At 60.6% G+C, this 15,151-nt stretch carries 15 protein-coding genes; 7 read left to right on the top strand and 8 right to left on the bottom strand.

Translation table 11 applies throughout. The features are described from left to right. The first annotated feature begins 184 nt into the window (after positions 1 to 184). Positions 185 to 655, top strand: coding sequence for a DUF1289 domain-containing protein (locus KGB25_RS06310; protein WP_008028699.1), 471 nt, complete (start codon positions 185 to 187; stop codon positions 653 to 655). A 102-nt stretch (positions 656 to 757) separates the two neighbouring features. Here the strand turns inward: KGB25_RS06310 and KGB25_RS06305 are convergent, their stop codons facing one another. Next, positions 758 to 1,621: a universal stress protein gene (locus tag KGB25_RS06305; protein WP_192416534.1), complete on the bottom strand. Its 864-nt coding sequence runs from the start codon at positions 1,619 to 1,621 to the stop codon at positions 758 to 760. A 160-nt stretch (positions 1,622 to 1,781) separates the two neighbouring features. On the opposite strand from KGB25_RS06305, the gene KGB25_RS06300 reads away from it, so the two are divergent. The 3 genes from KGB25_RS06300 to KGB25_RS06290 all read left to right on the top strand — a co-directional run bounded on the left by KGB25_RS06300 (position 1,782) and on the right by KGB25_RS06290 (position 4,621). Next, a complete protein-coding gene (locus KGB25_RS06300) occupies positions 1,782 to 2,390 on the top strand; it encodes a tRNA-(ms[2]io[6]A)-hydroxylase (protein ID WP_008028695.1) in 609 nt (202 codons plus the stop codon). 236 nt (positions 2,391 to 2,626) lie between these two features. After that, positions 2,627 to 3,334, top strand: coding sequence for a winged helix-turn-helix domain-containing protein (locus KGB25_RS06295; RefSeq protein ID WP_032828732.1), 708 nt, complete (start codon positions 2,627 to 2,629; stop codon positions 3,332 to 3,334). Further along, positions 3,335 to 4,621, top strand: a complete 1,287-nt coding sequence (locus KGB25_RS06290; protein ID WP_223434619.1) for an ATP-binding protein — start codon at positions 3,335 to 3,337, stop codon at positions 4,619 to 4,621. Between the two features lie 128 nt (positions 4,622 to 4,749). Here the strand turns inward: KGB25_RS06290 and KGB25_RS06285 are convergent, their stop codons facing one another. The 4 genes from KGB25_RS06285 to KGB25_RS06270 form a co-directional block, all read right to left on the bottom strand. Next, positions 4,750 to 5,538: a MipA/OmpV family protein gene (locus tag KGB25_RS06285; protein WP_008038197.1), complete on the bottom strand. Its 789-nt coding sequence runs from the start codon at positions 5,536 to 5,538 to the stop codon at positions 4,750 to 4,752. A 159-nt stretch (positions 5,539 to 5,697) separates the two neighbouring features. Continuing rightward, positions 5,698 to 7,947 (bottom strand): TonB-dependent siderophore receptor, encoded by a 2,250-nt coding sequence (locus KGB25_RS06280; RefSeq protein ID WP_223434618.1) that lies wholly within the window; start codon positions 7,945 to 7,947, stop codon positions 5,698 to 5,700. Positions 7,948 to 8,053: 106 nt separating this feature from the next. Continuing rightward, positions 8,054 to 8,542: a GFA family protein gene (locus tag KGB25_RS06275; protein ID WP_223434617.1), complete on the bottom strand. Its 489-nt coding sequence runs from the start codon at positions 8,540 to 8,542 to the stop codon at positions 8,054 to 8,056. Between the two features lie 57 nt (positions 8,543 to 8,599). Continuing rightward, positions 8,600 to 9,001: a PaaI family thioesterase gene (locus tag KGB25_RS06270; RefSeq protein WP_008028682.1), complete on the bottom strand. Its 402-nt coding sequence runs from the start codon at positions 8,999 to 9,001 to the stop codon at positions 8,600 to 8,602. A gap of 258 nt (positions 9,002 to 9,259) precedes the next feature. On the opposite strand from KGB25_RS06270, the gene KGB25_RS06265 reads away from it, so the two are divergent. The 3 genes from KGB25_RS06265 to KGB25_RS06255 all read left to right on the top strand — a co-directional run bounded on the left by KGB25_RS06265 (position 9,260) and on the right by KGB25_RS06255 (position 12,454). Then, positions 9,260 to 10,144: a LysR substrate-binding domain-containing protein gene (locus KGB25_RS06265; RefSeq protein WP_008038204.1), complete on the top strand. Its 885-nt coding sequence runs from the start codon at positions 9,260 to 9,262 to the stop codon at positions 10,142 to 10,144. A 100-nt stretch (positions 10,145 to 10,244) separates the two neighbouring features. After that, positions 10,245 to 11,354: an agmatine deiminase gene (aguA, locus tag KGB25_RS06260; RefSeq protein WP_223434616.1), complete on the top strand. Its 1,110-nt coding sequence runs from the start codon at positions 10,245 to 10,247 to the stop codon at positions 11,352 to 11,354. Positions 11,355 to 11,356: 2 nt separating this feature from the next. Next, positions 11,357 to 12,454 (top strand): extracellular solute-binding protein, encoded by a 1,098-nt coding sequence (locus tag KGB25_RS06255; protein ID WP_223434615.1) that lies wholly within the window; start codon positions 11,357 to 11,359, stop codon positions 12,452 to 12,454. Positions 12,455 to 12,557: 103 nt separating this feature from the next. On the opposite strand, the gene KGB25_RS06250 is transcribed toward KGB25_RS06255, so the two are convergent. From KGB25_RS06250 to KGB25_RS06240, 3 genes are read right to left on the bottom strand one after another with little or no spacing between them, the layout of a single operon-like run. After that, a complete protein-coding gene (locus KGB25_RS06250; protein ID WP_223434614.1) occupies positions 12,558 to 13,175 on the bottom strand; it encodes a DNA-3-methyladenine glycosylase family protein in 618 nt (205 codons plus the stop codon). Between the two features lie 5 nt (positions 13,176 to 13,180). Further along, the gene (locus KGB25_RS06245; RefSeq protein ID WP_223434613.1) at positions 13,181 to 13,993 is read right to left on the bottom strand and encodes an isocitrate lyase/phosphoenolpyruvate mutase family protein; all 813 of its coding nucleotides are present in this window, start codon (positions 13,991 to 13,993) and stop codon (positions 13,181 to 13,183) included. Between the two features lie 31 nt (positions 13,994 to 14,024). Continuing rightward, positions 14,025 to 15,107: a bifunctional transcriptional activator/DNA repair enzyme AdaA gene (locus tag KGB25_RS06240; RefSeq protein ID WP_223434612.1), complete on the bottom strand. Its 1,083-nt coding sequence runs from the start codon at positions 15,105 to 15,107 to the stop codon at positions 14,025 to 14,027. Positions 15,108 to 15,151: the final 44 nt, after the last annotated feature.

Genomic DNA, 15,151 nt, shown 5'->3' with positions numbered 1-15,151 from the left:
GAACGACTGTGCTCGTGACGCTTTGAAAACAGCTTCTAACGGACATTGGCGCCTTAAAAGGCTGGCTGATTCTACGGCAAAAAAAATTTAAAGGTAAGTTGGGCTCTCAACTTTGAGGGGTGATGAATGTTAGACAAAGGGCTAACATGCCCGCCTGTTCTGCTTTCCCGTGCTTTGTTGACCTATGCCCAATCAGACCATCAAGACCCCCTGCGTCGGCCTTTGCTCCACTGTTTACGGTGACTTGGTCTGCCGTGGCTGCAAGCGTTTCCACCATGAAGTGATCAACTGGAACGGTTACAACGAGGAGGAAAAACGCGCGGTATGGCTGCGGCTGGAGCAACTGTTGTCCCAGGTAATGGCCAGCAAACTGGAGGTTTTCGATCCCCAGCGTCTGCGTTTGCAACTGGAACAGCGCAAGATTCGCTTCGTGCCGCATCAGTCGGAGTATTGCTGGGCCTATCAGTTGATCGCCCGAGGCGCGCGGGTGATCAACAATCTGGAAGCCTACGGGATGGTGTTGATGCCGGAGTTTCGCGACTGGAACCTGCCGGAGCTGCGGGATGCGATTGATCGGGAGTTCTTTTTGCTCTCCGAGGCGCATTACCAGCGTTACATCGCGCCCGGGTTCCTCAAGGATGCGTTCGGGGGTTAACCCTTAAAAGCTTCGCGGGCAAGCCTCGCTCCTACAGGTGAACACGTAACCCTGTAGGAGCGAGGCTTGCCCGCGAAGGCGCCCTGATGGGCTCCGCAAATCTCAATGATGAGACACCATCTCTTCCAGATGATCCTCAATCTCCTGCGGCTTCAACACCAGCACATCGCTCTCCACCGCATCCAGCACCACCTCCGCCGTATTGCCGATCAACGCGCCGGATATCCCGGACCGCGCCACCGTGCCAATCACGGTCACCGATGCGCCCAACGTGTGGGCCATGTACGGAATCAACACATCCGCCGGACCTTCCGCGATATGCAGGTGCTCATTGTCGATGTCGAACTCGGCTTGAAACGCTATGCACTGTTCGCGGTAACGCGCCTCGATGGTTTCGCTGAGCTGCAACGTAGGGTCCGCCGCCGACAGCATCGGTGATGGATGAGCGCTGACCACATGCAGATGCGCCTTGGCCAGGCTGGCAATGTCATAACCGTGATCGATGATGATGTTGTGCAGGTGACGGTGTTCGTCATCGGTATTGCCGACATCAATCGCCGCCAGGACTACACCGCCTGCCCAGGGTTTCGAGGTTTTCACCAGCAGCACCGGCGTCGGGCAGGAGCGCAACAGTTTCCAGTCCGCCGGGGTCAGCAGGGCTTTTTTCAATGAGCTGTCGGGGTAATGCTGCTTGATCACCAGCCCGCAACCTTCGGCTTGCTGCACATCGACGATGGTTTCGTGCAGGCTTTCGTTCCACGCCTGCTCGGTGGTCACGCTGTAGCCATCCGCGAGCAGCGCTGCCTTGAGCACACCAAGCATGCCGCTATGGTCATGCTTGCGGTCGCACACCAGCAGATGCAGATGAGCCTGGGTTACCCCGGCAATCAGCTTGGCCCGTTTGAGCGCCAGGCTTTCCGAGTGTTCGGGTTCGATGACCACCAGAATGCTGCGAATGGCTTGCATGATCGGGATCTCCAGAGGGAAAAAAAGCATGGCGTTGCACAACTATAGTTGCTGGTCGCGCATCCGGGACTTGATACATATCAACGGTCGTGGCTGGTGGTCTGGCGGCGGGCCGGTATAATCGGCGCCCTTCGTTTTGAACCTTTTGTCCGTGAGCCCCATGATCCTTCCCGAAATTCACGAGTTCCTCGGTTGCCGCACCCCTGACGGCTGGGTCCAGGCCGCACTGGCCGATCAGGAAACCTTGCTGATCGACCACAAGAACTGCGAATTCAAGGCGGCCAGCACGGCATTGAGCCTGATCGCCAAGTATCACTCCCACGTCGATCTGATCAACCTGATGTCGCGGCTCGCCCGGGAAGAACTGGTGCACCACGAACAAGTCATGCGCCTGATGAAGAAGCGCAAGATCGAGCTGCGCCAGCTGTCCGCCGGGCGGTACGCCTCTGGCTTGCGCAAAGTAGTGCGCAGCCATGAACCGGTCAAGCTGGTCGATACCTTGGTAGTCGGTGCGTTTATCGAAGCCCGCAGCTGCGAGCGGTTCGAGGCGTTGGTGCCGCACCTGGACGAGGAACTGGGCAAGTTCTACTTCGGTCTGCTGAAAAGCGAGGCGCGACACTTCCAGGGTTACCTGAAACTGGCGTACCAGTACGGTGACGCCAAGGACATCGCTCAGGTGATCGAGCGGGTCCGCGCTGCCGAGCAGGAACTGATCGAATCGCCGGACGTGGAGTTCCGCTTTCACAGCGGTGTTCCAGCCGCCGCATAACCCGTAGGAGCACGGCTTGCCGGCGAAGGCGTCTTTGAGATCGCCTTCGCCGGCAAGCCGTGCTCCTACAGTTAGTTGCGATCTTTTGCAGCGCAATTGTTAAAAACTCTTAAGAGTATGAAAGATCACTGAAAACCGGCCCCAGAGGCCGGTTTTTGCTGCCTGCAATCGCCGCCCCGACGCTGATTGACGCCATAATGCCGTCCACTTCACACAAGAGTTGGCACGCGTTCGTTATGGATAACCTGGGTTTTGGCAAAGTTCTGCTGGTGGAAGACGACGAAAGGCTTGCCGGGCTGATCGCGCACTTCCTGTCCCAACATGGCTTTGAAGTGTTACAGGTGCATCGCGGCGACCTCGCGTTGGCCGCATTCCTCGACTTCAAACCGAAAATCGTTGTACTCGACCTGATGCTGCCGGGCCAGAGTGGCCTGCACGTGTGTCGCGAAATTCGCAGCGTGTCCGATACGCCGATCGTCATCCTCACCGCCAAGGAAGACGACCTCGATCACATCCTCGGCCTGGAATCCGGCGCCGACGACTACGTGATCAAGCCGATCAAGCCGCCGGTACTGCTGGCCCGTCTGCGTGCGTTGCAACGCCGGCAAACGCCGGACAGCACTGTCTGCAGCTCGCTGGAATTCGGCCATCTGAGCATCGACCGCAGCTGTCGCGAAGTGCGCCTGGCGGGTGAGGGCATCGAGCTGACCACCATGGAATTCGAATTGCTGTGGTTGCTGGCCAGCGCGGCGGGCAAGATTTTGTCCCGCGACGATATCCTCAACCGCATGCGCGGGATCGCCTTCGACGGCCTCAACCGCAGCGTCGACGTCTACATCAGCAAGTTGCGCGGCAAGCTCAAGGACAACCCGCGTGAACCGGTGTGCATCAAGACCATCTGGGGCAAGGGTTACCTGTTCAATCCGTTCGCGTGGGAGCTGTAAATGCTGCGGTTATTTCTCGGTCTGTTTGTGATGATGACGGTTGGCCTGGTACTGGGGTTGCAAACCGTCGAGCGCACGTTCGATGCGCTGCTCGCCGGTCAAATGCAGAGCTACAACCGCGAGGCGGTGCGAGGTCAGGCCTGGTCGCTGGTGGAGCAGTTGCGCGGCCTGGACGGTCCGGCGCGGGAACGCCAATTGGAAACCGTGCGCCCTCACTACGGTTTGAGCCTGAGCCTGGTCGAAACGGATCAACTGGCCCTGACCGATCAGGAAAAAGCCGAGTTGGCCCAAGGCCTGCTGGTGCTGCGTGACAAGTACACGCAGTTCATCTCGCGCATTGACGACGGTTCGCAGTTGCTGAGCATCAAGCTGCCGGCCGAGCCGAGTCTGATGCCGTTCTACATTGCCGCGGCCTATTTGATGATCGCGGTGATGATCGGTTTCGTGTTGTTATTCTGGGTGCGCCCACACTGGCGAGATCTGGAGAAACTGCGCCTCGCCGCCGAACGCTTTGGCGACAACAACCTGTCGGCGCGGATCCAGCTGTCCAAGCGCTCGAACATTCGCGACTTGTCCGAGCATTTCAACCTGATGGCTGCGCGCATCGAAGGCCTGATCGCCAATCAGCGTGAGCTGACCAACGCGGTATCCCATGAATTGCGCACGCCGATTGCCCGGCTGTCGTTCGAACTCGATCAGCTCAAGCAACAATCCGATCCGAGCCAGCGTCGCGAACTGATTGCCGACATGTACGCCGACCTCGGCGAACTGGAAGAAATGGTCTCGGAGCTGCTGACCTACGCCAGCCTTGAGCGCGGTGCCACGGTCATTACCCGGGAGAATATTCAGGCCAACAGTTGGCTCGACAGCGTGGTCGGCAGCGTGGCGCTGGAGGCCGAGGCGGCCGGGGTGCAACTGTTGATTGTCGAGTGCCGGGTCGATGAGGTGCGCATCGAGCCACGCTTCATGGCGCGCGCGGTGATCAACCTGCTGCGCAATGCCATTCGCTATGCCGAAGAGCGAGTGGAGGTGTCGTTGGTGCGCACCGGTGATCATTACGAAGTCCAGGTCAACGACGACGGGCCGGGCGTGCCGGTGGACGGGCGGGAGAAAATCTTCGAACCGTTCTCGCGCCTGGACGCCAGTCGGGATCGCCGCACGGGTGGTTTCGGCCTGGGCCTGGCCTTGGTGCGGCGGGTGTCGCAGTCTCATGGCGGGCAAGTGCAAGTGGCGGATTCGCCGTGGGGCGGGGCGTCGTTTCGCATGACCTGGGTGCATCAGGATTAGTTGTGTGTTGCCGACGACCCCTTCGCGGGCAAGCCTCGCTCCTACAGGTTATCGGTGTTTTTATGATCGACGCATAACCCGTAGGAGCGAGGCTTGCCCGCGAAGGGGCCTTCAGCAACACCCTCAAATCAAAAGCTGTAAACGACCTGCCCAGCCACCGAAGTCTGCAAGCGACGCTCGACAATCGGACTGTCCGCCGCTTTACCACCCAGGTACTGCACCGCCAGCACCGTGGTAAAACTCCATTCATCGTTGATCGGCAGCGACCAGGTCAGATCCGCCCCCCGACTCACCAGGCCACCTTTGGTGTCATACGCCTTGAACTTGCTGCGCGACGCTTGAGCGCTGCTCACGCCATACCAGGTGCGCATGTAATTGCTGTCGCCGAACTGACTGTTCAGGCTGCCGACGACCTTGCCATAGTCACCTTCATAAAACGGCGCGCTGATGCTCAGTTTCAATCGGTTCCAGGCTGAGCCGGTGTCGTGTTCGTCCTCGTCTTCTTCAAGCGCATGTTCATAACTGGCGCCGAGAATGATCGGCCCCATGTGATAGGTCCCGTCCAGCCCCAGCAAGGGACGCGACTTGATCGAGCCCATACCGTTGAGCTCATCCGAGCCCTTGAAACCGCTTTTACGGTCCTTGCGCACATCACTTGCGCCGACGTAGACGCTGAGGCCGAAGTCCTCCTCGTCAAACGCCCAGCCAAGACCCTTTTGCGTGTCGAGAAAGAAACCATAAGGGCTGACGATTTCGCCGCCCAGCAACGGTGCGACTACGCGTTCATCACTGCCGCTGTAACGCGGCGCACTGGCAGCGCCGGCGCGCAGGGTGTAGTGCCAGTCTTCGGCATACAAGGAGGTGGAGGGGAGAAGCAGGCAAAAAGAGGTCAACGGCAAATACAGCGAACGAAACATGGGAGCACCCTGGGTGATAGTGGATGCGCCCATGCTAGGCGGGTGCCGCCCGGCAATCTTTGGCAGCTTTGTCGCAAAACTGTCAAAGACTGTGAACGGGGGTTGGCGAGCGGTGAGTCGCCTGTGGCGAGGGCGTAAATCCCTCGCCACGGGTTCAGCTTAGAAGTCCCACTTGGTGGTCAGCATCAGGTTGCGCGGCTCGCCGTAGAACGTGGTGTCGAAGTTGCCCAGGCCGGTCAGGTACTTCTTGTCGAAGATGTTGTTGGCGTTGGCGGTGAAGCTCAGGTGCTCGTTGTACTGGTAACGGGTCATCAGGTCCACGAGGGTGTAGCCACCCTGTTTGATCCGGGTGTAGTCGCCAGCGGGAGCGCTGTAGATTTTGCCGTAGAAAGCGCTCTGCCAGCTGATGCCGCCGCCAACGGTCACTTTGTCCAGGGCGCCAGGCAGGCGATAGGTGGTGAACGTGCGTACAACGTGCTCGGGTTTGCTGGTGGACAGCGGGTAACCGAAGATGCGCTGCTCGTCTTTATCACGGGTGCGTGCGTAGGTGTAACCGGCCATCAGGTTCCAGCCATCGGTCAGTTCGCCGGCCAGTTCCAGTTCCACGCCTTTGGTGGTGGTGCCGTCGACGGCTTTGAAGATGCCTTCGTTGGTGATCGCGTTGGTACCGGTTTGCTCGGCGACGCCGTCCTGCTCGATGCGGAACAACGCCAGGCTGGCATTCAGCCGGCCATCGAGGTAAGCGGCTTTCAGACCGGTTTCGTAGCTGACGCCTTCAACCGGTGCCAGGGTCATGCCACTGGCATCCTTGTTGGTCTGTGGCTGATAGATCGAGGTGTAGCTGGCGTATACCGAGTACACGTCGTTCAGGTCATAGACCACGCCGGCGTAAGGCGTGACGACGCCGTGTTCCTTGTAGCTCGCGTGGGTGTCGTCCAGCGGTGAGTCCACGTTGTAGCGGTAATCTTCGTTGTACTTGAAGGTGCTCAGACGGCTGCCGAGGATGACCGACAGATCATCGGTCGGGCGCAGGCGAGTGGCGAGGTACACACCGTTCTGGCTCTGGGTGCGTTCGTATTTACCGTTGGCCGGGAACTCCTGTTTCGGCAGATGGCCGTCCCAGTCGTAGATGCTCCCCGGGACCATTTCGAAGGCGCTGGTGTCGTAGGTGGAACCGGTCTGGCGGGAGTGGGACGTCATGACGCCGGCCACCAGGTCATGCTCGCGACCGCCCAGTGAGAAGGGGCCGGAGACGTTCACGTCGGCGGTGTCCTGCACGCGATGACCTTCCCAGCGACCCCAGAAGAGGAACATGCCGTCACCGGTATCGCGGTTCGGGTTGCCACCGCTGGCCGAGGCCAGTTGGGTGTCGTGTTCGGTGGTTTTCTCGCTGAGGCTGGCCTTGAATTTCCAGTCGTTGGCCAGCGCTTGTTCCAGCGAGGCAAAGTAGGTGGTTTCGTCGAAATCGCGGCGGCTCCAGTCGGCCGCCGGGTTGAAGCTGCGCGAAAAGTCGGTACGGCCGCCGTCGGAGAAATACGTCGGGTTGCCGGTCCAGGAACTGCCGCGAGGCGTGGCGCTGGACTTGTCGATGCCGAATGTCAGCAGGGTATCGTCGGTCAGGTCGGCTTCGAGGATGCCGTAGTACAGGTCTTTCTTTTGGCTGTAGTGGTCAATGTAGGAGTCCTTGTCCTGGTACACGCCGACAAAGCGCCCGCGCACGTTGCCCGAGTCAGTCAGCGAACCGGAAATATCGCCGGAGGTGCGGTAATTGTCCCACGAACCGACGGTGCCGCTGATCGAGGCCTTGAACTCTTTGGTCGGCTTCTTGCGGATCAGGTTGACGGTGGCGGACGGGTCGCCAGCGCCGGTCATCAGGCCGGTCGCGCCCTTCACGACCTCAATGCGGTCAAGGCTGGCGGAGTCGTCGCTGTTGTTCGGGTTTTCCCCATAGACACCGTCGTACGGCTGGTTGACCCCGTCGTACTGGAAGTTGGTGATGGCAAAGCCGCGGGCGGAAAACTCGGTACGGTCGCTGTCGTATTTCTGCGTCGAAACACCGGGGGTGTTACGCAACGCATCGCTGATGCTTTGCACACCGCGATCGTCCATTTGCTGGCGGGTAATCACCGTGACCGATTGCGGTGTTTCACGCAGCGACAACGGCAGGCCGGTGGCCGAAGACGTTGAGCCGGTGGTGTAGGAATGGGTGTCCTCGGTGGTCGCGCCCAAGGCGACACCATTGATGTTCGTCGCACCCAGTTGCAGCACGCCGTCGTCCTTGGCTGCCGTTTTGCCGGTGGCCGTTTCGGCGGCATGGGCGGTGGAGGCAAGGCTCAGCAGAGCGGCCGGAAGGGCCAGTGCCAAGGGGCACAGGGCAAAACGAAAACGCGCAGCAATTGGGTGCGACATGGAGATCCCTTTGTATCGAATCGATCGGTAAGTGAAAGGCTTCTGAGGGTTAACCGAACGAAAAACGCAAAGGGGAACTGCCGTGTGAAAAAAATCGAAGTTTTGATTAGTGAGCCAGACCCAGTCGCTCGTGCCACTGTGCGATGGACTCCTCGGGCCAGATCTCGCACTGCCGATCACCGGCATGCGCCGCAACCTCCACCCACGGCGCTTTCGAATTGAGCATCACGTGCGTGTACTCGGGTGGCACCGGCAACGCCGTATCAATGGCCGAGGCGAACGGGTGAATCAGTTCCGGCCATTCAGGGCTGAACAGCCACAAGCCCGAGCCACACACCGAGCAGAAGTGCCGCTCTGCCGTGCTGCGGTGTGCGCGTTTGGCATCTTCGTCCTTGAGTCGTGCGTGATAGATCGCGATGGATTTGCGACCGCGCACCTTGAGGCTGGCGGCATCACCCGCGATGTTGACCGAGTAACCGCCACCGCCCTGGGTCTTGCGGCAGATCGAGCAATAGCAACGTTGGTAAGGATAGGGGTGGGCGCTGGTCAGACTGAACGACACGGCGCCGCAGTGGCAGGAGCCTTCGAGCTGCATGGCAGAACCTCCAAATGATTGGCTGTTACTTCCCTGACCGCCCCGAAAACCGGTGGTTCACTGCTGGATCGGCACCAGGATCGCATCGCCGGTTGCCACCAGCTTCAACTGATCCCCTGTTTGCGCGAACAGTTCGGCACGGGCAAACACCTGCTTCTTGCCGGACTTCACCACCTGGCCGCGCGCAATGAACACTTCACCGACGGCGGGTGCAAGGCAATTCACCGAAAAATGCGATGCCAGGACATTGCCAGCGACCGTTCCGGCCGCAAACCCACAGGCGGTATCGAGCAGCGCGCCAATCAGGCCGGCATGCAGGAAGCCTGCGTATTGCGCCATGTCCGCCTCGCGAAAAGCCAGGGTCAGTTCCACCTCGCCCGGCTCGGTGCGAGTGACCTCAAAACCGGCCCAGCGGTTGAAGGCGGACGTTGAGTTGATCTTTTTGAGTGCATCAAGCATGGCGAATCCCTCCGGTTGAGGCATCAACATGCGCCGGGTTCTGGGGGATGTCATGGTGGATAAAGAAGGGTGATGGGCGGGTGGCTTGGTGGTGAATATTCTGGCCTTATCGCTAGCAGGCTAGCTCCCACATTGGATCTCCAGTGTTCATGAGACCACTGTGGGAGCTAGCCTGCTGGCGATAAACGAAAACGCGGTCCCACTGGACGCCCACCGCCCGCCAAGTCAGCATGAGCACCTCGAATCGGGAACCGACCCATGCGACGACTACCCTCCCTTGCAGCCCTCAAAACCTTCGAATGCGCCGCTCGCCACGCCCACTTCGGCCGGGCCGCCGCAGAGCTGTGCGTCACCGACAGCGCCGTCAGCCATCAGATCCGCCAGCTCGAAGAGCAACTGGGCGTGTCGCTGTTCATCCGCGAAGGCCGGCAAATCCGTCCGACCATGGCCGCCGGGCGCCTGATGCAAAGCCTGCAGCAAGCCTTCGAACTGATTGGTGAAGCCTGCGATGAACTGCGCGATCCGTCGTCGCTGGCGGTGTTGCGCCTGGCGGTGACGGCCGAGCTGGCGCAAAAGTGGTTGATGCGTCGCCTCACGGATTTCTATGCGCGCTATCCGCACATCACCTTGCACCTCTACGAACAGCCAATCGACGCCACCGCGCCGGGGGAAGACATCGATCTGGCCATCACCTACGGCACCGGCCCGGTGGACAGCAGCGCGTACTTCGTTCGGCCATTGCCGGCATTGCAGTTTTTCCCGGTGTGCAGCCCCGGCCTGTTCAACCAGGGCGCCCTGAAAACCCCGAAGGACCTGGCGCGCCACTGCCTGCTGCACGACGATCAGGACGGCAAGACCTGGACCGCGTGGCTCACCAGTCATGCCGGCGATCTACGCCCCGAACGACAGTTGTATTTCGCCCATGCCGGCCTGGCGCTGGAAGCCGCGGCCCAAGGACAGGGCGTGGCCATGGGCGATAACCTCACGGCGCAGGAAGACTTGCTCAGCGGTCGACTGGTCCGGCCGTTTACCTCAAGCATGACTGCGCTGGGCCAATACGCGCTGGTGTGTGAACGAGTGCGCCTGGAGCGTCCGGCTGTGGCGCAGATGCTCGAGTGGTTCAACGATCAGCTGATCGATTGATGAGTTGAATTCAAGTATTCCGCAATAATCATCGTTGGCGAGGAGGGCGCCGACGACCTTAGCCTGTGGTCATTCCAATCCCCGTCAACGAGGTTTGACCATGGCACGTTCGCTCGACACCACCCCAAAACAAGACGGCTTCCGCCTGCCCGGCGAATTCGAAACCAAGGCCGGTTGCTGGCTCGGCTGGCCGGAGCGCACCGATGTCTGGCGCAACGGGGCCAAGCCGGCGCAGAAAGTCTGGGTGCAGATCGTCACCGCCATCTCTCAAAGTGAACCGGTCACCGTGTGTGCCTCCGCCGCGCAATTCGCCACGGCGCGCCGTCAGTTGCCGCCGCAAGTTCGCGTGGTGGAAATGACCTGCAACGACACCTGGTTCCGGGACAGCGGTCCGTGCTTTGTGGTGAATGACGCCAGCGGCGAAGTACGCGGCGTCGACTTCGAATTCAACGCGTACGGCGGCCTCGATGGCGGCTTGTATTACCCGTGGGACAAGGACGACCAGATCGCCAGCAAGATCCTCGAAATCGAACGTTTCGACCGCTACCGCGCACCGCTGATCGCCGAACTCGGCGGCATCCAGAGCGACGGCCAGGGCAGCATCCTCACCACCGAACAATGCCTGCTCAACCGCAATCGCAACCAGCACCTGGGTAAGGAAGAAGTCACCCGGCGGCTGACGGACTACCTCGGCGCCGAGCAAGTCATCTGGCTGCCGCGCGGTTGCAAGTTCGACGAAACCGACGGTCACGTCGACGACCTCGCGTGCTTCGTGCGTCCCGGTGAAGTGGTGCTGCAATGGACCGACAACCGCGATGATCCGCAATGGGAAATCTATCAGGAAGCCTACGACGTCCTGCGCAGCACCCGTGACAGCCGTGGCCGCGAGTTGATCGTACACAAACTGCCACAACCCGACGTGCTGGAATGGACTGCAGAAGAAGCCGAAGGTCTGGACCAGCAAGACAGCACCCACGCCCGTCAGGCCGGCACCAAAATCTGCGCGTCGTATATCAACTACTACGCCGGCAACACCTCGATCGTGGTGCCGCTGTTTGGTGATCGTAACGATCAGGTGGCACTGGCGACACTGGCTGAGCTGTTCCCGCAGCACAAGATCGTCGGCATCGAAAACTCCCGGGAAATCCTGCTTGGCGGCGGTAACGTCGCGTGCATCACCATGCCTCAATACGCTGGTAAAGGAGTGTGATCATGGGCCTGCACAAACTGACTCAAGCGTTATTGCTGGTGCTTGCACCCTTGTGTGTGCAGGCCGCCGACAGCGCCAGACCGGTGGTGAACCTGTACATCTGGGGCGAATACCTGGCCCCGGATACCCTGACCAATTTCGAGAAAAAGACCGGCATCCATGTGATCGCCGATCATTTTGATTCCCTGGAAACCGTCGAGACCAAACTGCTCACCGGTCGCAGTGGTTATGACCTGGTGCTGACGGCGGGGCAGCATTTGTCCAGGGCGATCCAGAGCGGTGCCATTCAAACCTTGAACCTGCAACGGTTGCCGCACTTTGCCGGCGTCGGTGACGAGTTCCGCCAGCACATGGCGGTGTTCGATCCGGGCAATCGTTACGCCGGGATTTATGCCTGGGGCACGACCGGTGTGGGTTATCAGGAAGAGGCCGTCAAAAAGCGCCTGCCGGAGGCGCCAACGGACAGTTGGGCGATGCTGTTCGATCCGGCGGTGGTCTCGAAATTTGCCGATTGCGGCGTGAGTTTGCTCAACGATCCCAACGAGGTGTTCGCCGCGGTGATGAAGTACATGGGGCTGGACATCAACCGCCAGAACCTCGATGACCTGAAGCTGGCCGAGCAGCAACTGGCGAAGATCCGGCCGTACATCCGTTACTTCGACAATGACCTGAACATCAGCGACCTGGCCAATGGCAATACCTGCGTGGCGATGTCGTGGAATGGCAACGTGGCCATTGCGGCGGGTCAGGCAGAAGCCGCGAAAAAACCGTTCACGTTGACCTACCGGATACCGAAGGAGGGCACGTTGATCTGGTTCGACGCCATGGTCATTCCCAAGGATGCGCCGCATCCCGAGGCCGGGCTGGCGTTGATGGATTACCTCATGACGCCGCAAGTGATTGCGCCAATCACCGACACCATTCACTACGCCAATGCGATCACGGCGGCGGATGACTTGATCGCCCCGGCGATTCGTAATGATCCGGGGACGTATCCGTCGGCGCAGGTGCGGGCTTCGTTGTATAGCAAGAATGACAATGGCAAGGCGTTCAACCGGGCGTTGATTCGGGCGTTCAGTCGGTTGAAGTCGGGGTTGTGACTGGATTTGAGTGATGTGTTGAATGGGCTGGCGCCATCGCGAGCAGGCTCGCTCCCACAGGGGATCTCCAGCGTTCACAAAATCCCTGTAGGAGCGAGACCGGCTATTTGGCTGGCACCCGCCACAAATACCAGGACGCTACCGTCCGGTAAGGACTCCACCCCAGGCCGATCTCGACCATCTGCTTGCGCGTCGGCTGCACCTCCAGGCCCTTCAACCGCCGATAGCCCTCACGCACCCCAAAGTCATCCGCCGGCAGGATGTCCGGGCGCTCCAGGCTGTAGATCAGCAGCATCTCCACGGTCCAGCGCCCAACGCCGCGCAGGGTAATCAACTGCTCGATCAACGCCTCATCGTCCATGGCCAGCGCCGTTGCATAGTCCGGCACCACGCCGTCCAGCGCTGCTTGAGCAATGCCCTGAATGGTCGCGATTTTGCCGGCGGAAAAGCCGCAACTGCGCAATTGATCAAAACCGCTCGCCAGAATCTGTTCGGGCCGCGGAAACGAGGCCGAAGGAAACAACGCCAGCAGCCGCCCGACAATCGCATCACCGGCCCTGGCGTGCAGTTGCTGATAGGCAATAGCCCGCACCAGCGACTCATACGGGTCGCGAGCTGCATGAGGCTGATGCAGGCAAGGGCCGATGGTCGCGATATGGCGCGCCCAATCGTCGTCAATGGATGCCAGAAAACGGGTCGCGGGCTGATAGGGATCGGGCATGAGGATCAAGTGTTTCCGCCGGATTTCAGCAGGGCGTTCACTTCCCCGTACGTGAAGGCCTTGAGCTGGCTGCTGTCGAGTTTGCCGGTCTCCAGAAACCCCTTGGCCAGGCCGGCCATGGCGCCGTACAGAAACTCGGCGATTGCGGAGCCCGCGCTCAAACGCCGTACACCCAGCGCTTTCAACGTTTCAGGGGCGGGTAACCCCGGCAACGCGAGTACGTTCACCGGCAGCGTGGTGCCACGGCACAACGCGGCAATCTCGTACTCCGCCGAAACGCCTGCCGCGAACAGTCCGTCCGCCCCGGCCGCTTGATACAGCGCGGCGCGTTTGAGTGTTTCCGCGACGCGGTCTTCGGCCGGCACCAAGGCCTTGAGGTACACGTCGGTGCGGGCGTTGATGAACAGTTTCACCTGACGACGCTCCGCAACCTGGCGTGCGATGGCGATCTTGCGCGCCAGCAGCTCGGGCGGCGAAGCACCGTCCTCGATGTTGATCCCGACAGCGCCAGCAGCGAGCACCGCCTCAACCACTTCGGCGACCCGCGCCACGTCTTCGGAATAGCCGGCTTCGATGTCCACGGTCAACGGCAGCGAAATCACGCGGGCGATGGCCTCGACGCTCGATACCAGGCGTTCGAGCGGCAGGGTGTTGCCGTCTGCGTAACCGTGCGCCCAGGCGACTGCCGCGCTGCTGGTGGCCACGGCTTTGCAGCCCAGTTGTTCAACGATGCGGGCCCCGGCGGCATCGGCAACGTTGGTGAGAATCAGCAGGCCGTCCTGATGCAGCCTGTGGAATGAGTGGTCGAGCGTATCCATCGATTTCCTTCCTTATGAAAACACCGAGTGATCAGAACGCGAGTTGATGGGTGATCTGCACCGCCGCTTTTTCCAGCCTGAGCAGAAACGCCTTGCGCGGTTGTCCTCCACCATAGCCCGTCAGCGAGCCATCTGCACCGATCACACGGTGGCAGGGCAAGACAATCGAAAGGCGGTTGTGCCCGTTGGCCAGGCCCACGGCGCGACTGGCGCCGGGCTTGCCCAGCCGCGCGGCGATGGTGCCGTAGGTGCTGGTCTGGCCGTAAGGGATTTTCGCCAGTTCGGCCCAGACTTGCCGCGAGAATTCGCTACCGGGCAAGTGCAGGGGCACCTTGAATTCGGTCAGTTTGCCGGCGAAATAGTGCGCCAGCTCGTCTTCGATTTGCTGCAGGTGAGCGTTGTGACCGGGCGCCACTGCGTAGCCGTAACGGTTCTGCAAGGCCTCGACTTCGCGGGTCAGCGCCGGCCGATCCAGAAACTCCAGCAGCACCAGCCCACGCCGTTCGGCCATGGCGATCATCGGCCCCAGCGGGGTGGTCAGGCGTGCGAACAACAGTGGCTCGCTGTGGGCCGCGCGGCCGGGCGTGATGTGAAAGGATTTTTGAAACGCATCGCGAAATCCACTCAGCGATTCGTATCCCGAATCGAACGCCGCGCTGTCAATGGAATCGCCTTGTCTGATCCCGCCCAGTGCCATGCCGAGGCGCCGGGCACGCAACCATGCATGAAAGGTCATGCCGAAATGCTGTTTGAACCAGCGGCGCAGTTTCAGCGGCTCAATGCCCTCGGCCAGCAGTTGCACATCGGTCCAGCGCCGTTCGGGGTCGGCGTCCACCGACTTGAGCAGCCTTTGCACCCAGTCCGGGGCAATGGCGGCAGCGTCCAGCGGTTTGCATCGCAGGCAGGCTCGATAACCGGCGGACAGGCACTCATCCGCATGGGCAAAGAACTCGACATTCTCCGGTTTTGGCTTGCGCGCCGTGCAGCTGGGGCGGCAAAAGATCCCGGTGGTTTTGACCGCGGTAAAAAACACTCCCTCGTACGCGGTGTCGCGTTCGAGCATGGCGCGGACCATCTCGGCGTGGGGAGGGAGCAAAGTTTCTTGTAAGTTCATGGCATGAGCATAAGACGCGGCGCTCGGTACCTCCACCGGAAAAT

The sequence above is a fragment of the Pseudomonas sp. BF-RE-21 genome (genome assembly GCF_019947305.1).
In the GTDB taxonomy this organism is placed as follows: Bacteria; Pseudomonadota; Gammaproteobacteria; order Pseudomonadales; family Pseudomonadaceae; genus Aquipseudomonas; species Aquipseudomonas migulae.
Note: the sequence above shows the minus strand (reverse complement) of the source record. Positions and strands in the feature narration are given on the sequence as shown.